The sequence below is a fragment of the Marisediminitalea lipolytica genome (genome assembly GCF_001758465.1).
GTDB lineage: Bacteria > Pseudomonadota > Gammaproteobacteria > Enterobacterales > Alteromonadaceae > Alteromonas > Alteromonas lipolytica.
Map to the genome: position 1 here is coordinate 347,661 of NZ_MJIC01000016.1, position 19,395 is coordinate 367,055.

General features: G+C 48.3%; 15 protein-coding genes. 11 read left to right on the forward strand and 4 right to left on the reverse strand.

Annotation, left to right across the window (positions count from 1 at the left end; translation table 11 throughout):
* The first annotated feature begins 3 nt into the window (after window positions 1-3).
* The 3 genes from BFC17_RS20005 to glnG all read left to right on the forward strand — a co-directional run bounded on the left by BFC17_RS20005 (window position 4) and on the right by glnG (window position 3,146).
* A complete protein-coding gene (locus tag BFC17_RS20005) occupies window positions 4-513 on the forward strand; it encodes a DUF4124 domain-containing protein (protein WP_070178282.1) in 510 nt (169 codons plus the stop codon).
* 141 nt (window positions 514-654) lie between these two features.
* The gene (glnL, locus tag BFC17_RS20010; protein ID WP_070178283.1) at window positions 655-1,734 is read left to right on the forward strand and encodes a nitrogen regulation protein NR(II); all 1,080 of its coding nucleotides are present in this window, start codon (window positions 655-657) and stop codon (window positions 1,732-1,734) included.
* Window positions 1,734-3,146, forward strand: a complete 1,413-nt coding sequence (glnG, locus tag BFC17_RS20015; protein ID WP_070178284.1) for a nitrogen regulation protein NR(I) — start codon at window positions 1,734-1,736, stop codon at window positions 3,144-3,146. The genes glnL and glnG overlap by 1 nt, the downstream gene beginning before the upstream one ends.
* A 43-nt stretch (window positions 3,147-3,189) precedes the next feature.
* On the opposite strand, the gene BFC17_RS20020 is transcribed toward glnG, so the two are convergent.
* On the reverse strand, window positions 3,190-4,344 hold the full coding sequence (locus tag BFC17_RS20020; protein WP_070178285.1) for an HD domain-containing phosphohydrolase: 1,155 nt from the start codon (window positions 4,342-4,344) through the stop codon (window positions 3,190-3,192).
* Window positions 4,345-4,604: 260 nt separating this feature from the next.
* On the opposite strand from BFC17_RS20020, the gene BFC17_RS20025 reads away from it, so the two are divergent.
* From BFC17_RS20025 to BFC17_RS20035, 3 genes are all read left to right on the forward strand, one after another.
* Window positions 4,605-5,330, forward strand: a complete 726-nt coding sequence (locus tag BFC17_RS20025; protein ID WP_070178286.1) for a 1-acylglycerol-3-phosphate O-acyltransferase — start codon at window positions 4,605-4,607, stop codon at window positions 5,328-5,330.
* 40 nt (window positions 5,331-5,370) lie between these two features.
* Window positions 5,371-5,766, forward strand: a complete 396-nt coding sequence (gene rraB, locus BFC17_RS20030) for a ribonuclease E inhibitor RraB (RefSeq protein ID WP_070178287.1) — start codon at window positions 5,371-5,373, stop codon at window positions 5,764-5,766.
* A 204-nt stretch (window positions 5,767-5,970) separates the two neighbouring features.
* Entirely contained in the window at window positions 5,971-8,334 is a 2,364-nt protein-coding gene (locus tag BFC17_RS20035) for a methyl-accepting chemotaxis protein (protein ID WP_070178288.1), read from the forward strand.
* A gap of 61 nt (window positions 8,335-8,395) precedes the next feature.
* On the opposite strand, the gene BFC17_RS20040 is transcribed toward BFC17_RS20035, so the two are convergent.
* Together BFC17_RS20040 and BFC17_RS20045 are read right to left on the reverse strand one after the other, a co-directional pair.
* A complete protein-coding gene (locus BFC17_RS20040; protein ID WP_244887054.1) occupies window positions 8,396-8,776 on the reverse strand; it encodes a hypothetical protein in 381 nt (126 codons plus the stop codon).
* A gap of 209 nt (window positions 8,777-8,985) precedes the next feature.
* On the reverse strand, window positions 8,986-10,176 hold the full coding sequence (locus BFC17_RS20045) for an FAD-dependent oxidoreductase (RefSeq protein WP_070178290.1): 1,191 nt from the start codon (window positions 10,174-10,176) through the stop codon (window positions 8,986-8,988).
* A 474-nt stretch (window positions 10,177-10,650) separates the two neighbouring features.
* Between BFC17_RS20045 and BFC17_RS20050 the strand changes: the two genes are divergently transcribed.
* The 4 genes from BFC17_RS20050 to BFC17_RS20065 all read left to right on the forward strand — a co-directional run bounded on the left by BFC17_RS20050 (window position 10,651) and on the right by BFC17_RS20065 (window position 17,788).
* A complete protein-coding gene (locus BFC17_RS20050) occupies window positions 10,651-15,060 on the forward strand; it encodes an ExeM/NucH family extracellular endonuclease (protein ID WP_070178291.1) in 4,410 nt (1,469 codons plus the stop codon).
* A 19-nt stretch (window positions 15,061-15,079) separates the two neighbouring features.
* Entirely contained in the window at window positions 15,080-15,661 is a 582-nt protein-coding gene (locus BFC17_RS20055; RefSeq protein WP_070178292.1) for a hypothetical protein, read from the forward strand.
* 203 nt (window positions 15,662-15,864) lie between these two features.
* Window positions 15,865-16,983 (forward strand): porin, encoded by a 1,119-nt coding sequence (locus BFC17_RS20060; RefSeq protein ID WP_070178293.1) that lies wholly within the window; start codon window positions 15,865-15,867, stop codon window positions 16,981-16,983.
* Between the two features lie 7 nt (window positions 16,984-16,990).
* Entirely contained in the window at window positions 16,991-17,788 is a 798-nt protein-coding gene (locus BFC17_RS20065; RefSeq protein ID WP_070178294.1) for a substrate-binding periplasmic protein, read from the forward strand.
* 18 nt (window positions 17,789-17,806) lie between these two features.
* Here the strand turns inward: BFC17_RS20065 and bla are convergent, their stop codons facing one another.
* Window positions 17,807-18,535, reverse strand: a complete 729-nt coding sequence (gene bla / locus BFC17_RS20070; RefSeq protein WP_070178295.1) for a subclass B1 metallo-beta-lactamase — start codon at window positions 18,533-18,535, stop codon at window positions 17,807-17,809.
* 83 nt (window positions 18,536-18,618) lie between these two features.
* Between bla and BFC17_RS20075 the strand changes: the two genes are divergently transcribed.
* Window positions 18,619-19,347 carry a choice-of-anchor H family protein gene (locus tag BFC17_RS20075; protein ID WP_070178296.1) on the forward strand — a complete coding sequence of 243 codons (729 nt, stop codon included), beginning with the start codon at window positions 18,619-18,621 and terminating at the stop codon, window positions 19,345-19,347.
* Window positions 19,348-19,395 lie beyond the last annotated feature (48 nt).

Here is a 19,395-nt window from a genome sequence, read left to right on the forward strand (position 1 = left end):
CACATGCTCAGAGTATTTTTATTGATTAGCATATGCCTTGTCCCGGCGCATGCTCAGGAAATCTATAAAGTTGTCAATAAAGACGGCTCGATTACCTATACCGATAAGCCAGTGCCGGAAGCACAGCCGGTAGAACTGGGTCCTGACAACCGTATCACGGTGCCCCCCCCAAAACCGACACTTCCACCAGTGCAAACCTCTACTGAGAAAAAAGCACCTGACCCCGTTATTGAGGTTATTGCCCCACAGCCAGAAGCGACCGTTCGCAACAACTCAGGCAACATGACCATTGCCGCTAACGTCACCCATGCAGACAAACAAGGTAAGTACCAATTATTTATTAATAATCAACTAATTATGGAGCAATCCAAGCCCCTGTTTTATGTTAATGGTATCAACCGCGGCGCCCATACATTTTATATTGCCCACACAGACAATAAGGGCAAGACTCTTGCATCATCCAGCCCACAAACATTTTATCTGCATCAGGCATCGCGACTGATTAACAACTAAGTAAGTTGTTATATCGGTGCAAGCGAGTAAAAATGCGCACCATGGAAGTTCATTGTAACTTTTTTGCGTAAAATAATTGCATGGCAATAAGCAGCCTGAAATAATGAGGCACCATATTGGTGCAACTGGAGAGAGCCCGGCATGCACGCCACGCCGTTTGATACCAATAATTTACTGGATAACCTTAACACCGTATTGGTGGTTATCGATAATTCACTACGTATTGTCTATGCAAACCATGCCGGACAAGCGCTTTTTGCGACGGGCACCAAACAGCTCTATGGCCAGCCCCTGGCGGACTTTTTTGTTCCAAATACCATTAATAAAGCGCGTCTGCGTGCCGCATTCCGCCGCGGCGAGGATTTTACCGAAAACGAAATAAAGCTGTATTTTCGTGATAATCGCGTAGTACTGGCAGATTTAACGGTAACTAATTTAAGCACCGAAGAAGGCCCAAGACTGCTGTTTGAAGTAAAGAAAATCGATCAGCAAAAACGGATTTCCCGGGAAAACCAACAACACGCCCAACACTACGCAGCAAGAGAGTTGATCCGCGGACTGGCCCACGAAATTAAAAACCCTCTGGGGGGCATTCGTGGTGCAGCCCAACTGCTGGAAAAAGCGCTGGAATCAGACGAACAAAAAGAGTTTACTCAACTCATCATCGAACAGGCCGATCGTCTGCGTAATCTGGTAGACCGTTTGCTTGGTCCCAATTCATTGCCCCGGCTGGAATGGTGCAATTTGCATCGCCCCTTGGAAAAAGTACGCAGTCTGATGAAAGCAGATACTACGCAGGCCATTGCGATTACCCGGGATTATGATCCGAGTATTCCGGAAGTTCGTGTGGACCCGGATATGTTGCAACAGGCAGTGCTGAATATTGTGCGCAATGCAGTACAGGCGTTACGTGACTCAAAAACGCCAAACCCGCACATTCGTTTGGTCACGCGCATCGAGCGCCAGCTTACTATTCATGGGCATCGTCACCCCCTGGCCGCCCAAATTAAAATAATCGATAACGGTCCCGGTATCCCACCCGAAATCAGAGATACCCTGTTTTATCCGCTGGTCACCAGTAAGGATACAGGTTCGGGACTGGGCTTATCCATAGCCCAAACACTTGTGAATCACCATGATGGAAAAATTGAAGTTGATAGCCGCCCTGGCCATACAGAGTTTATTTTGTCCCTGCCAATCGACCGTAAGGAATCGCATTAATGAATACTGAATCTGTATGGATAGTCGATGACGACAGTTCTATTCGTTGGGTACTACAAAAAGCCCTGCAATCTGCCAACATCGATTGCTGCAGCTTTGAAAACCCGCAGGACTTACTGTTACAGCTGGAATCAGGGCATTATCCTGAGGTAGTGGTATCAGATATTCGCATGCCACAAATGGACGGCATGACATTGCTCAACGAAATTCACCAGATCGCACCGATGATCCCGGTTATCATTATGACCGCCCATTCGGATTTGGACAGTGCTGTTAATGCTTACCAAAGCGGTGCTTTTGAATATCTGCCTAAGCCCTTTGATATTGACGAGGCGGTCACCCTGGTAGAGCGAGCTCTGGTGCATGCCAGAGAGCAGACCCGCAGTATTCAGGTACCCCAGTTAGAATCTGCACCGGAGATTATTGGTGAAGCGCCGGCCATGCAGGAGGTGTTCCGCGCTATTGGCCGCTTATCCCGTTCATCTATCAGTGTGTTGATTAACGGTCAGTCTGGTACCGGTAAAGAACTGGTTGCGCAGGCATTACATCGTCATAGTCCGCGCGCCGCCAATCCGTTTATTGCCCTGAACATGGCTGCCATTCCCGCCGACCTGGTAGAATCAGAGCTGTTTGGCCACGAGAAAGGCGCGTTTACCGGTGCACAAACTGCTCGTCAGGGACGTTTTGAACAAGCCAATGGCGGTACGTTATTTCTGGATGAAATTGGTGATATGCCATTAGATGTGCAAACGCGCCTGCTGCGGGTACTGGCAGACGGTCAGTTTTACCGGGTAGGTGGTCATCAGTCGGTCACCGTGGATGTGCGAATTATTGCTGCAACTCACCAGAATCTGGAAAAGCGCGTTGCTGAGGGCAAGTTCCGTGAAGATTTATTTCACCGCCTGAACGTTATTCGCATCCACATTCCGGCACTGGCTGAGCGTCGCGAGGATATTCCTTTACTTGCCCGCCATTTTTTACGCCGTGCCGCAAAAGAACTGGATGTAGAAACCAAAATGCTCAGTAAGGAAGCTGAAAAAGTGATGGCCCAGCTGCCATGGCCTGGTAACGTCCGACAGTTAGAAAACGTCTGCCGCTGGTTAACCGTAATGGCATCCGGGCAGGAAGTTCTGCCTTCCGATCTGCCACCAGAAATTCACGCCGATAACAGCAGCGAAAAAGCATCTCCACAAAGCGGTGACTGGACAGAATTACTGTCCGTCTGGGTTGATCAGCAGTTAAAAGATGGCCAGCACAACATTCTTGATGATGCCCTGATGACCTTTGAGAAAATCATGCTGGAGCGGGCATTGCACTATACCCACGGGCATAAGCAGGAAGCCGCTAAACGACTGGGCTGGGGTCGTAATACCTTAACCCGTAAACTCAAAGAACTGGATATCGACGGTTAAAAAACACAGATAGCCAGACTGGCAGGGCTCAGTCTGGCATGTGCTAACGAGTAAGCACCCTCGCCATGGCCTGATTAAAGTAATTTAACCAGGTGGCATTGAACTTATCCTTATTGTAACGATTAAGTGCAACCACAGCCTGCTTCTTGGAATACTGCGGTTTATCCTGCCGTGAACCACTGTGCGTCATCGAGTCAAACGTATCCAGAATGCCGAGCAGCTTGGCACCATCACAAATATCGTCATCCTTAATGCCCAAAGGGTAACCACTACCGTCCGCTCGCTCGTGATGTTGCATGACTATTTTTCGCGCCATGTCCCACTGATCCAGATGTTCCAGCAGGCGCGAGCTTTTGTACACATGGGAGCGCATCAGGTTAAATTCGCTGTCGGCGTAGGCTTCTTCTTTCATTAATAGTTTCAGGGGCATAAATGCCATGCCAAAATCATGTACGTAGCAGGCAACCGCTAACTGGTCTTCCTCAATGGGATTACCCGCAATATCATTTACATAAAGAGCCAGCTTGGCGATACGATCGCCCTTACCCGCCCAGTCAGCAGAACGCTTTTCGATGGTTTGCATCAGGTCTCTGAAAAACAAAATATCCAGACGTTTTTCGGCACTGATATCTTTTGGAACCCCGGTTTTAGACAACTTGGGTACAGCAGTCAGAACCGGTTTTGCCGGCATGTCGGGGTGCTCTGGCTCACTGGCTTCCCGGGGCTGATCCAGTTCAGGGTTAAGCAGTAATACCGCTTCGCCAAGCAGTCTGTCATGGTCGCTGTGGTTTTCTGGCGTAATCCGGGTAATTGCCATGATCAGTTGTTGATACAACACACTGTCGTATTCGGCCTTACCTGAAGCAATCACACTTTCGACAAATTGCTTCACCCGATCCATGGTCAGTAATACCAGATCACTCATGATGCTGGTGTAGTCCACCTGCCCTTTACGCAGGTAGTCCAGCAAATCCTCGACATGTTGCAACAGTGGAATAATTGGCGAAAAGTTGACTAATCCCAGATCCCCTTTGATGGTATGTACAGAGCGGAATAAAGCGCGTTGCAGCTCGTTATCTTCGGGTTTTAGTTCTAGCTCTATCAGGGTTTGTTCGCTGGCTTCATAGAGTTCGTGGATCTCCTCGATGAGGTCAGTCAGGATCTCGGGTTCGAGATCTTCCGGAATAAATGTCTGCATTGTTTAGACAACTCAAAAAATATACATCGATTACTCTCTCGGCGACTCTGCGAAAATCCGTGATTCACCAACAGCAACGACATAAAAACTATATATAGATTGTATTTAGCATAGCACGAGATTTTTAATCAGGAATATTTTTAGCCGGGTTTATCGACTGGCAGAAAACCGCTACCCTGGCTGTTTTCATACTGATCGGACATGCACACAGGCGCTAAACAGCTATAATCTGCGGCCAAATTTTCTTAACTGGTGTATTAGTGTTAGCTCTGATTCGAATTCCCGTCGTACTGGTCGCCTTCTTAGTACTCAACGTACTGGTACTGATTGTATGTGTTGCCCGCCCGTTTCATCGTGACAATGTCTATATTGCCGGTCAGCTTTACAGCCAGATAGCAAAACTGCTGGGGCTGAAAATAACCATTCGCCGCCCGGAAGGTCTGGATACCGACAAGTCCTATGTCGTCGTCGCCAATCACCAGAACAGTTACGACATCATTACTATCTGTAAAGCCGCTTTTCCTGGTGTGGTGACCATTGGCAAAAAGAGCCTTAAGTGGATCCCGATTTTTGGTCAGATGTACTGGCTTAGCGGCAATATCATGATCGACCGCAAAAATACCGCCAAAGCGCTGGATACCTTGCAGTTAACTGCGAAAAAAATTACCGAGAAAAACCTGTCAGTGTGGTTTTTCCCTGAGGGTACACGTTCTTATGGCCGTGGCATTTTGCCCTTTAAGGTTGGCGCATTTCGCCTGGCCATCGCTACAGAGACACCGGTTATCATGGTGACTGCCAGCAATCTTCACGAAAAAATTAAGTGGAACCGCTGGAATAACGGCGAAATGATTATCGATATCGGTCAACCAAGTCAACTGGATAACAGCCGTTCGCCTAAAGGCTGGATGGCCCATTATCACGGCGAAATGGAAAAAAAGTTTGCTGAGTTAAACGATGAAGTCGCTCAAAGCGAGAAATCAATATAATATAAGCAGATAAAGATTTTTTGCTAACCAGGCTTTTATTATGACGCAATACGACGAGCGTACTGAATGGTACGAATTTAACCAGGAAACCATTGATGCACTGTTGAGCGATGGCAGTGAAGCCGATGCCACTTACACCATTGAGCATCATATGGCATGCAAAGACTTTGATCTCCTGGAAAAAGCCGCGGTGGACGCCTTCAAAGCCGGTTTTGAAGTCACTGACGCAGAAGAAGTGTACCTGGACGACGGCGGCACTGTGTTTTGCTTTGACATTATCGCAGAACGTTTGTTAAACCGGGAGCTGCTGGATAAAGACACCGACGCGCTGCTGCAAATCGCCGACAAGCACTCAGTGCATTACGACGGCTGGGGCACTTATTTTATTGGTGAAGGCGCCCTGGAAAACGACGATAACTACGATGATGAAGACTGAAAAACAAGCCTTAGCTTGTTTTTCATCCTTGTTTATTCGCCCTTACTATCCGCTATCTCTGTTATTTTCTTCATTATTTTTTAATTAAAGTCTCGTTTTTTCACACAAAATCCTGGTTTTGTTCCTATACTTTTTATGTTGATTAATTCAGCAGTTCACTGCGGGACAGTGGGTGTATTAACCATCACCAATGAGTAGCAAGGGATGAAATTAAAATCGAAGTTGATTACGAGTTACACCCTGATCGGGGTAGTCTTCGCCATAGTGAGTTGTTTAACGCTGGGATGGTTTATTGAAAAAGATGCTAAAGAGCATATTTTGCAATCCTCGAAAGAACGGCTTATCAGTGCCCGAGACCAGACTGCGCATCAGATAGAAAGTTACCTTGCTACCGTTCGTTATCAGGCCGAGACACTGTCCTTCAACCCAACTACCGTAAAAGCGCTGTCAGAATTTAAAACCCACTTTCTGCAATCCAACAGCACCAATAGTGTTGCAAACAGCCTGTCTGATTATTATCGCCAGCAATTTGCCGCCAGATTCCAACAGCTTAATCCCAATAGCAATCTGGATGAGCAAGCGTTACTTACTTCGCTCTCAGGTCTGGCTCTGCATTTTCAGCAACGCTACATCTCGGACAACCCTCACCCCCTTGGCAGCAAAGACGCGCTGGAGAGTGATGGTTCCGGCAGTGACTACGACCAGGCCCATCAACAGTATCATTATGTGTTTAAAGATTATCTGGAACACTTTGGCTACTACGATATCTTTTTGGTAGATGCCGAAACAGGTTACGTGGTTTACTCCACATTTAAGGAACTCGACTACGCTACGTCGTTAAAAAGCGGTCCTTACAAACAAAGTGGTCTCGCGGATGCGTATCGCGGGGCTTTGTCACTAACCGACTCAAAATCCAGTTTTATCACTGATTTTCAAACCTATGTGCCATCGTATAACGCGCAGGCTGCATTTGTCTCTTCACAGATTACTGTCAATGGCGAAGTTACAGGCGTTCTGGTGATGCAGCTACCACTGGACAAAATCGATAACATCATGACCCATGACAGGGACTGGGTTGAAGCAGGCTTTGGGGTGTCAGGAGAAACCTACCTGGTGGGTGCCGATACGCTGATGCGCTCGAACTCACGCTTTCTGGTAGAAGATAAACCCGGTTACCTGAATGTGATGAAAGCCATTGGCACCGATATGCAAACTGTTACCGCTATGGATGTTTTTTCCACGTCTATCGGCCTACAAACGGTCAACTCTGAGGCAGCCAAACATGCCCTTAATGGCCAGACAGGTTATGCGTTGGTGCAGGATTATCGCGGCGTAGATGTGCTTTCGGCCTATAAGCCGCTGAATATTGCTGGTTTAAACTGGGTAATATTAAGCGAAATTGACTACAGCGAGGCATTGGGTTTTATTGAACAGCTCAATACTCAGATTGTGTTTAACATTTTGTTGCTATCGGTATTTGCTTTGGTGATTAGCTTTTTGGTTGGCGTTACGATGTCCCGCCCGGTCCTTAACCCCATCAAACAAATGCATAAAACCGTTGAACAACTGAGTTCCGGTGACGGTGACTTAACCATTCGCCTGCCCGATAAAGGCAACGATGAGCTGTCTGCCCTGGCACAGAAATTTAACGAATTTATTGAACACCTTGATGTAACCTTTACCCAATTGCTAGCGTCAATCCTGCGAATGGAGCCAATGTCTGTAGACGTTAAAGAGGTCAATCAGGAACTCATTACCTCTTCAGACAACTTACATAACCAGTCTGATATCGTGCGACAAGAACTCAATAATACCCTGGAATCCAGCCAGTCAGTGGCAAACGAGGTAGGCGGCATTCAGCAGGCTTCCCGGGAGACAGAAGCACGGGTAAATGAAGGCCGGCACTACGTAGATGAAACCCTGAAAAACATGGACAGGCTAAGTGCGACCCTGACCAACGTATCCAATGCGGTAAATGAGCTTAAATCTGACGCTGAAAGTATTTCTAAAGTAATTGATGTTATTAATGAGATTGCCGAAAGAACCAATTTATTAGCACTGAATGCGGCTATCGAAGCAGCACGGGCGGGTGAATCCGGACGGGGTTTTGCCGTCGTCGCTGACGAGGTCAGAAACCTGGCAAGTCAAACCCGCTCCTCTACCACCAGCGTTGCCCAGATTGTTGGAAACATTACCAACAGTACGCAAAACGCCGTGGATATCATGCTGGAAAGCCTGGAAAACGCGCAGGGCTGTACACAACAAGCCAACGAAACTAAAAACAGCTGGGGCCACATAGAATCGGCAATTGACAATATCAACCAGCACGTTTTACAAATCGGCACGGTTGCCACGGCACAACAAGATCAGCTTAAGGCAGTCGCAGAAAACTTCACAATCATGGACAAGAGCTTCGATCTCAATCAACACGCCATTGAATTAAGTGCAAGTATTGGCGAAGACATCACAAAGATGGGAAATAAACTGCGCTCACTAACTGATAACTTTAAAGTGTCCCAGTCCATGCGCGCCCCTAAACGACGAGAGAAATTCCGCAAGCCAGAGTAAACGGTTAACCGCCCGTTTATCCAGCGTCTGAGCAGGAAAAATGCGGGCGGTGTGTAATTAACTAACGGTTTACCTGATGGCAAACCGCGCAACCACCCGCCACTTTACCGGCAAAATAGTAGCGTGGCTCAGCCAGTGATGCTGCGCCTCTGGCTTTATCCACTTTAGCTACAAAGTCACGCATAAAGTCCTGCATGTAAGGGTGATTAGAGCCTCCATTGGTGCTTTGCAACCCTGACGCGATAGCTTCAATATTATCCAGCGCTGCCATTACCTGTTGTTGCTGACGCTCAGCTGCTGCCGGGTCGGCGGCATCAACCGGCTCGAGGGCGAGATCCAGTAACCGGATTTGCCCCGCCATCCGCGCCATTTCAGACTTAATATCCTGAGGTTCAAGGTAATTAAAATCCGGTGGATAAGTGACTTTACGCACGTCCGCCATATTAAACGAACAGCCTGCCGATAACCCACAAACACATAACACTGCCAAACTTTTTTTATACTGCATTAGTTGAGAAAGCATCACTTCGACTCCTCTTTTATTTAACTCAAAAGTATGTCGGGAATGATTATTACGCAACGTCCTCCGTTAAGAGAGTTGACCTGCAACAATAAAAAAATGCCCTGGCAATTTTTCCAAATGAATTCTGACTAACTTTTCATCGTTGCCATTATTCTGGCCAGTTGCTCTACCGCCGCAATGGACTCCTGTGGATTAACGTTAGCTACCGGGTTGTTAAAGTCACCTTCTGCACCGGCCTGTACCAGTAAGCCATCACGCCTTGGGTAAACCGAGGTATGCTGATCAAAATACTGAAGACCATATTTCACCTCGGGTTGCGGCATTAACTTACAGGTTTGGCCTCGTACCGGAATAATTGACTCGTCATTAAGTAACGCCTTAGCCCCATAGCCGGTGCAATTTACAATCACACTCTCATCAAACTGAGCAAAATCAGCAGCTGACGTTAAGGTGCGGTCTATAATCTTGCCACCGCTACGATAAAACAACGCCAGCAAATACTGAGAATAAGCACTGATATTGAACATTAGCAGAGGAAACTGCCGGACATAAGGGGTCGCAAATGGATTTAGCGCTGGCGGCACATCGCGGGCTTTGGGATTTAAATCGCTCAGCAACTGCTTGCGGTAATCTGGGTAAGCCGGTTCGCCGGGAATATTATGGCCTCCGTGATCATCAAAAGGCTTATCCGCTAATCTGAACATGGTTGTCCATTCTACCGGATTACCAGCCAGCCCTAACAAAGTTTGAAAGCGCAGATAAGATAACCTGGCCATCCATTGCCAGCGTTCAGCAAATGGCTGCGCATGCTCAAGGGTTACAATACGGGAATCGGGAGACCAAATACCGGTTGCATACGAAGATCGCACATAAGGAGGCTGCTCTTTGGCATAAATTGTTACCTGGTATCCTGCGCGCTGGCACTGAATGGCTGTGGTCAGCCCGACGGCACCACACCCAACCACGGCAATAGGCTTTTGCTTATCGGCTTTTATCAAAGACTCAGCAAGCGCAGCGGTTCCCCATGAAAGTGACCACCCACTACCACCATGCCCGTAGTTATGAATAATAGTTTTACTGCCTGACGTTTCTGCCTCTATGCGCGGCCCTGTAGCCCTGAATGGGCGGGTACATACATTAGTACTGATTATTCGGTCAGCATAAGCATTAATTGGCGCAAGCGTCGGCAGGCCAAGCGGTAACTCAGCCGTAGATAAAGGCATGTGAGAAGAGATATCTTGCGGGGCGCTGGCACAACCTGCCAGCGTTGCGGCTAAACCTGAGCCTGCGGCTCCCTGAAGAAAACGACGACGATGCATAAGGACTCCATTAGTAGCCGCCTCAACGGCAGCCTGATTGAGATAAGTCCTGATACAAAACAAAAAATACAATGATGGTCTTTGCGCCATTTGGTCCAGATTAACGACAGCCTGAGAGTTAAACAAGGTCAGTTATCGTGTGCACAAGCAATTTACCCACGGAAGTGTTTTTCGTGGGTGTTCCTTGTGCAGCTATTGCCCCCCAGAACAGAAGCTCAATAAAGCGTTAGAAGTGTCAAAAAACTGAAAAACAGCTTTAAATAAGTTTATTTTAAGCCGGTAAACTTATCTTCAATAAGTAATTTCACCCCCGGATATAGCGGGCAGCACGCATGTTTACTGCATGAATAAAATAGCCGCTCAACAATTCCACAGCTCCGTCAAAAACTTGTCATTTCTCTGTAGCAAAGCCCTTATAGTGTTTTCTGCACTTCAGGACAGTTGATTAAATCTATAAGCAGGAGCAACACACAAATGAAAGCAAAATTGTTGTTGCCTTTGGTATTCAGTCTGCCGGTCTCAGCCCTTGCTGATGACTTGTTTATCTCTGAATACATCGAAGGTAGCTCGTTTAATAAAGCGATAGAAATTTTTAACCCTACCGACACCGCAATCGATTTGGCTGGATATCGTCTGGAGATCTACTCCAACGGCCGCGATACAGTCAGTTCCACGATTAACCTTTCTGGCACAATCGCCAGTGGCGGTGTTTATGTGGTTGCCGATGATAACGCCAATGAGAGCATTCTGGCCGTTACCAACTTAATGACCACCAGTTCTTTGTATAACGGCGATGATGCCATTGTACTGGTGAATAACAGCACCGTTATTGATAGTTTTGGCCAGGTCGGTACCGACCCGGGTTCTGCGTGGCAATCCAACGGTATCTCAACCGCAAACAAAACCCTCGTACGCAAATCAACTATCGCCACTGGCGACATTATTGTTAATGACGCTTTTGATGTCTCTCTGGAATGGATCCAATTCGACCAGGACTATACTGACGATCTGGGTATGCACACCTATGATGCTGGCAGCGCAACACCGCCAGGGGATGACGATGAAGATTTAGAAGACGTTTGTACAAACTGCCCTGACATTGACAAGGTAGCCGATGCGGCAAGCTTCGATCCGGTTGCCTATTATGCGCCGGTGCAAACCGAGATTGACGCGAATGCCCCGGTTGCATTTATCAAACAAGCATTAAATCAGGTTATCAGTGCCGATCACACCGTGCTTGATTACCGTGAAGTTTGGACTGCGCTGACAGAAACCGACGAAGATCCAGGCAATCCTGATAATGTAATTTTGTTCTACTCCGGTATTTCCTTACCTAAAACCAGCAACCAGTCTGGTGTAAACAATAACGACTTCTGGAACCGTGAACATGTTTGGCCTAACAGCCATGGCTTCGGCAGTCAGTCATATGAAGCTTATACGGATATCCATCACTTACGTCCTGAAGACGTCACTGTAAACGGTTCTCGCGGCAACCTTGATTTCGATTATAGCGACAACCCGCTGGCCGAGGCCCCCGCTAACCGTATTGATAATGATTCCTTTGAACCACGCGATACAGTTAAAGGCGATGTTGCCCGTATGATGCTGTACATGGACGTTCGCTATGAAGGTTCAGGCAGCGACAATACGCCCGACTTAGTATTGGTAGACCGCACAACGAGTGCTGGCGATGCCGAATTAGGTAAACTGTGTACGCTGCTGGCGTGGCACAACGGCGACCCGGTTGATGCAAGCGAAGAACAACGTGCCGCCACTATTTATGAATATCAGGGCAACCGTAACCCGTTTGTCGACCACCCTGAGTGGGTTGACCTGTTGTACCCTGCCGCTAGTTGTGGTGATGAGCCTGGTGAACCTGAAGAGCCACCGATTGATCCGGAAGAACCGCCAGTCCCCGTTTCTACGCCGCTAATTTTAGCCGGTGTGATAGATGGTGATTTAAGCGGTGGATTACCTAAAGCCGTCGAAGTTTTTGTTACTGCCGATATGCCGGATATGAGCGTATGTGGTATTGGCTTTGCGCAAAACGGTGGTGGTACCGATGGTCAGGAATTTACCTTCCCGGCGATGGCTGCCTCTGCTGGCGAAAGCTTTATCATCTCGAATGAAACAAGCGGATTTACCGCTTTCTTTGGCGAAGCGCCTGATTTTCAATCAGGTCAGGCATCAATTAATGGTGACGACGCCATTGAGTTATTTTGTAACGGCGAGTTGGTTGATGTTTTCGGCGATCCGGAGGTGAATGGCGACTATGAAGCATGGGATTACACCGATAGCTGGGCGTATCGTGTATCCAATACCACAGCCAGCACTACCTTTAACCCAGCTGACTGGACGATGGCAGGTCGCGCTGCACTGGATGGTGAAAGCACTAACGCCACCGCCGCAACGCCATACCCGTACAAAACCTTCACTGCGGTACAACCAGAGCTCTTTTTCTCTGAATACACCGAAGGCAGCAGCCTGAACAAAGCGCTGGAAATCGTTAACCTGGGCTCACAGACCGTTGATTTATCTGCGCACGCTTATGTCATCACGGTTTACTCAAATGGCAGCAGCAGTCCGGGATTCAGTGTAACGCTAAGCGGCACTATCGCTGCTGGTGATGTATTTGTGGTGGCCGAACCTGGCGCAGCACAACCACTACTCGATGTTGCCGACCAACTCGCCGGTATCAACTTCAACGGTGATGACGCCGTAGTGTTCACCAAAGATGGTGAAGTAATTGATGCCATTGGTCAGGTTGGTTTCGATCCGGGAACACAGTGGGGCACTGGCGATACCAGCACCCGTGACAACACACTGCGTCGCTTAATGAGCGTTCAGGCTGGTGACACTAACCCTGACGACGTTTTCGATCCGGCGGTTGAGTGGGCAGGCTTCCCGAATAATACCTTTGATAACTTTGGTATTTACGGTGACGGAAACACTGGTCCGGAAGAGCCACCGATTGACGAGTTTGGTGCGTGTTTTGACAGCGCAACCCTGATCAGTGCTGTACAAGGTTCAGGCAGCGCCTCGCCACTGAGTGGTCAGACTGTCATCATCGAAGGTGTAGTGACCTCGGTGGTACCAGACATTGAAGGTTTCTTCATGCAGGAAGAAGACAGCGATCATGATAGCGATCCGCTGACGTCAGAGGGCATTTTTGTTGATACTTTAGCGCCACCAGCGGGTCTGCAAAATGGCGACGTAGTGCGTGTGATGGGAACGGCTGGGGAAGAGTTTGGTCGCACCAGACTAACAGCAGTTACCGAATCGGCAATTTGTGGCACTGCCACCGTTACTCCCACAGAGTTCAGCCTCCCGCAGGAAAATGCTGATGACTTTGAAGCCCTTGAAAACATGTTGGTCGTCAGTAACGCCAGCCTGACCATTTCAGATACTTACCGCTTTGTACGTTACGGTGAAATTCTGGTGTCTAACGGCCGTTTGTATAACCCGACTCAACTGTTTGATGCGGGTAGTCAGGACGCAATCGACTACGCCGAGTTTAACGCTCGCAACCAACTGATTATCGATGATAACCGTGACGGTTCGAACAACTCTGCGCCGATGCTTTCAATTGGCGAGGTAACTCCGTTTAATCCATTGCGTAGCGGCGATACAGTCACCTACGTTGAAGGCATAATGGACTACGGTTACAGTGCTTACCGAATCCGTCCGGTAGCCAATTCAACCGTGGTAAACACCAACCCTCGTGAAGAAGCTCCGGTCATTGCTGACGGCAATTTAAGCATTGCCAGCTTTAACGTGCTTAACCTGTTTAATGGTAACGGCGACAGCACGGGATTCCCAACCAGCCGTGGTGCTAACAACTACGCAGAGTATCAACGCCAACTGAGCAAAATCGTTAAGGCTATTGTTGCCATTAATGCTGACATTGTGGGTTTGATGGAAATTGAAAACGATGGTTTTGCCAGCTCAAGTGCAATCGCTCAACTGGTTGCGGCAATTAACACGGAAATGGGTCCTGGCACTTATGATTTCATTAATGCCGGCAGTCCAATCGGCACCGACGAAATTACCGTGGGGATCATTTATAAACCTGGTGTGGTAACCCCTGAAGGTGCGCCGCAGTTGTTATCCTCAGCTAACAGTATCGTAGATATTGAAGGCCCGCTGTTTGACGACGGCCGTAACCGTCCATCACTGGCTCAGGCCTTTGTTCACAGCGAGACACGTCAGACTGTGGTGGTTGATGTAAACCACCTTAAATCAAAAGGTTCAACCTGTGGTGCCGGCGACGACAGCACCAATGGCCAGGGTAACTGTAACCTGACCCGTACCCGTGCAGCACAGGCACTGGTAGCCTGGTTAAGCGACACCTTTGCCGGTTTACCGGTTGCGGTTCTGGGCGATATGAACAGCTACGGTATGGAAGATCCGATTCAGGTCTTCGCTGATGCTGGTCTGGCCGATGCTGCTCATACGATTCTTGGTGATACAGCATACAGCTACACCTTCGACGGCCTGGTTGGCAGCCTTGATTACCAGTTGGTTAATCCGGCAATGAGTGAATGGTTAATTGATGCGACTGAATGGCACATCAACGCCGACGAACTCAGCCTGTTCGACTACAACGAAGAGTATAAAGATGCTGACATGCTCAATGAGCTGTTATTCCGCGCCTCTGACCACGATCCGGTGATTGCCGCTTACCAGCTGGAAATGGCACCGGTACTCGGTGACATGGACGGCGACTTTGACGTCGATCGGTTAGATATCCGCGCTTTCCAAATGGCCATTGTGCGCCGTCAGCCTCTGGGCATGGAATATGACTTTAATAACGACGGTAACGTGAATATGCGTGACCTGCCGGCTATGCGTGCACTGTGTACTCGCCAGGCTTGTCGTCCTTAATTAAATTGGAGCAAGATTAATGAAGAAGTTTATTTTAACCTTAGCCAGTTTACTGGCATTTAATAGCCAGGCTGCGGTTATTTCAGTTGAACTGGCCGACAGTGAAATTGCCGTGGGTGAATCTACCACAGTTACGGTGACCGGCGCATTTGACAGCACCACCGAAGCGTTCGATTTCGCGTCACTTTCTGTGTTTTTCGACAACTCACAATTGATTGTTGATGAAAGCAGCTTTGCTTCAGATTTACCTTACGATTTTGGCATAAATCAAGAGCTTTTCATGTTTGATAATGTTGGGTTCAATGAAGTGATATTAAGCTGGTTGGATTATACCGGTACAACATTCAGCTCTATTGACGCTTTTACGTTGCTAAGTTTTGATGTAATCGGCTCGTCAACGGGTAACTATGAAGTAAGCTTAGCTGGTGGTCTCGACCCAGACTACCTGCTGTTTACAAACGGTATTGATGAAATCACAGACATTACTACTAACAACGCGACACTAAATGTTACTGAAGCCGCAGAAGTGGCAGCACCGCACACTGCGTTGCTGTTTAGCTTAATGCTCGGTGGCATGATGGTAGCCCGTCGCCGCGCCTGATACGGTTAACCTGTTAACTATTCAAAGCCTCGCTCTTGCGGGGCTTTTTCTTGCCTGCGTACCTAACCAGCTGATCTGACCGGCAAACAGGGCCGTACAGGTGACGGTTACGGATAATTAACAGGTGCTATTATTATTAAAAATCTGTCAGCTTTGTTACCCTTACCCTCTTTTGCCTCCTTTGGGATAGGGAATCACCAACGATGAACAAGTTTACGCTTCTTCAACTTGCCCCCATCATGTTCTGCCTGTCAGCGCCAGTACTTGGCGACGATGACTTCCCGGTCAATATTGGCGGCCACGTCAGACTCAATTACAGCTACCAGGACTGGCCAGAACCAGAACTGCGTGATGGCTTTGGCTTCGAGTCCCTGAAACTGACAGTGTCGGGTGAAACCGACGAGTTCAGCTATCAGGCGGATTACCGCTGGTATGAAAACACCGATTTTAACACTGTTCGTTATGCCGACCTTACCTATCATGTTGATGAACGAACCAGTGTTTCGGCTGGTATCACTAAAGTGCCCTTTGGTTTGCTGCCCTTTGCTTCCAATAGTTTTTGGTTTTCTATTAACTATTATCTCGGCTTCGAAGATGATTATGATGCCGGAATGGTTGTACAGTACGAGCGTGCCAACTGGAATTTCCAGGCCGGTTATTTCTTTAACGACGAATACAATGATGCCAGTCGGCTTGGCCGCTATTCCTTCGACATTGCTGACGATGGCAGCTATCGTAATCAGGAAGACGGTCAGTACAATCTGCGTCTCAGCTATACAGCGGGACTAATTCGTGGCGCAACCACCGAAGTGGGCGCATCCTTACAAAAAGCCGATGTACTCAATCTTGATACGCTGGATAAAGGGGACATGCGCGCTTATGCCCTGCATGTCAGACACACCCAGGGCCCGGTGGTAGTTGCCCTGCAATATACCGATTACGATTACGATCTGGCCGCACCGCAAGGTCAGGCAACTGACCGCCTGGCTCTTTCGGCATTTGATTTTCCTTTTCTTGTTGCCGCTGATGCACACAGCTATACCGCCAGTGTCAGTTACCAGCTGCCGTTTGAATTTAACGCGTTCACGCCAATCAAATGTTACTCCGAATACGGTTCGGTTGAGCCTGACGTGGCTGCGGGACTTCGCTCCTCACAATGGGTGAATGGCTGTAGCTTTGGCTGGCGATCGCTGTATTTTTATGTGGACAGCATTCAGGGTAAAAACATGTGGTTTTCCGGGGGTTCTGGCATCGGCCTTAACCTTGGCGGCAATCAGGACACGACCCACCGCCTGAACATCAGTTTAGGCCTTTACTTTTAGGACTTGTATGAAAAAGCTTATCTTAATCATCAGCCTGTTTTGCTCTGTCGTGAGCAATGCCTTAGCGCACTCGTGGCGTACCTTAACCATTGCCACCACTGAATATCCGCCCTATACCTCCACTGACATGGAGCACAATGGCTATATTAATCACATTATCAGCGAAGCGTTTCTGCGCGTTGGAATTGAGGTGGAATATCAGACCACAGAATGGAGCGATGCTCTCGCTGCCGCTCAATCAGGCGAATTTGATGCGGTTTCCTATGGTAACTTTACCCGGGTACTCAGTCAGGATTTCTGGTTAAGCGAACCTATCTCTACTGAAAATCTGGTGTTTATGGCAAATCAGACCCTGCCACTTGGCGACTGGGAAAGTTTGTCTCAGCTGGCCAGCTATAAAATGGGCGTGGTTAAGGGCTATACCTACAGTGACGAGCTCTTTGCGTTTATTAACCAATCGACCGCCACGACTACTTTTAAGAGTGATAAAGCCGGACTCAATGCACTGATAGACAATACTATCCAGCTATTCCCTATTGATCAGCTCACCGCCTGGTATTTACTCCAGCGGGATTTTACGGCCTTTGACCGGGATGAGGTAAAAATGCTTACCCCATTTATTTCTACCGTCACCACTCATTTGCTTATTCCCCGGCAAAACAGCGATGCCGAATTGTTACTGGCGCTGTTTAACAAGGGATTACACACGCTGGCAATGGAAGGCAAATTAGATCGATTCAAAACCTTATTACGTGAAGGTTACTACCAGCACCCGGAAAAACCAGTCGACTACGATCGGCGCTAAGCCATAAAATGCTGCCTGCTACGGCAGCATTTTTAACGCCAGTTCGCGGGTATGGGAAAGCAACTCTGCATCTCCGACTTTGCCATGACCGGGAACAACCGTCTGTACCTCAGGCAAATACTCAATGACACGGCTGACCGATTCCGGCCACGCGCTTACGTCGCCCTCTGCGGTATACCCCAGCGATAAGGTCGCCCGTTCACGAATAAAACAGCCGCCAAATAACAGATTGTGTTTTTTTATCCACACCACGCTGTTGTCCAGCGTATGGCCCGGCCCGGGATAGAATGCCTCAATCATCTCAGGCACTACCCACACGCTGTCGCTGAAGGTATGTTGAGCGGGCGTTTCGCCCTTTTGGGTTAAGTATTCATTGGTTAACTCGAACGTCCATGAGGGGATATTTTTGCTGTGAAAACGCGCCAGATGCCCACCGGCATCCTCGTGGGAATGAGTGACGACCACAGCCTCAAGATTCAGATTCTGCGACTCAAGCCAATCGAACAGCATATCCACATCACTGTTATCCCAGGGCGTGTCGATTAACACCGCGTTATGCGGCCCCGTCTGCACAATTAAGCCATTACCGCTCACCAGACCGAAACCTTCTACAGCCCGTTCGGAACGCATCAGATAAACCCCATCGCTCAGCGGCGTTACTGTCAGATTTGCGGCCAGTACCGGTAACGAAACAACAGGCATCAGTAAGAGTGTAGCAATACGCTGCCACAGAGCATGGTTTGGCATGGTTAAGTTTCGCTTCAGTTATTGTTCAGCCTGACTTTCGCACACTGCAATCACAGTCATTGCAGATACCACAGGACGAATGGATGATGAGAATTCAAAGAGTAACACAGACTATACTGGCTGCAACGCTGATGTCACTGAGCTTTGTCGCCTTTTCATCGGCCGCCTCGGGCAAGGATGTAGCGGTTAGTGAAACTATCAATACGCCTGAACTGAATGCCGCCGACAATGTCCCGCCCCGGGTGAAAAAGAAAGATCTCAGTAGCATTACGGTTAAATCAGGTGAGCAGCTTCGCACTGCTACGCACAGTGTTGATTACTGGTTTTACGATGCCACGGTTACGCTTTATAACGACAGGGACTACGACGGTTACTATGCCAGTTTTGATCTCGAGTTTGATGCAGACTCCACTTATTACCGAACGCCGGTTTACGCCATTGTATATCTGGGCACCAATGACTATTACGAAGCCTTTCATGTGACATCGGTATTTAACCTGTATGCAGACAGCAGTGATGACTCAGTGCTGCTCGAAAGTGAATTAGTGACCGGGTACCCCAGCAACGACTACGATATTTTAATTGAGCTAATTGATGCGCAAACCGATCAGGTACTAGCCACAATTGATGCCTATGAAGATGCTGATTTGTCTTATCAGAGTATGGAAAGTTTCGACTATGACCGGCCGGTAACGTCAGAGGTAGTGATAGAAACCCATGGAGGAAGCTGGGGCGTATGGACAAGTATAATAGTAGTTCTGACCATACTGCTGCGCAGAACATCTGTTCGTCGCTTACGCCCCGAAAACTAACGCTAATCCAGCGTGAGTGAAGGTTGCGGGGTCTTAGCGCCCCGCTTT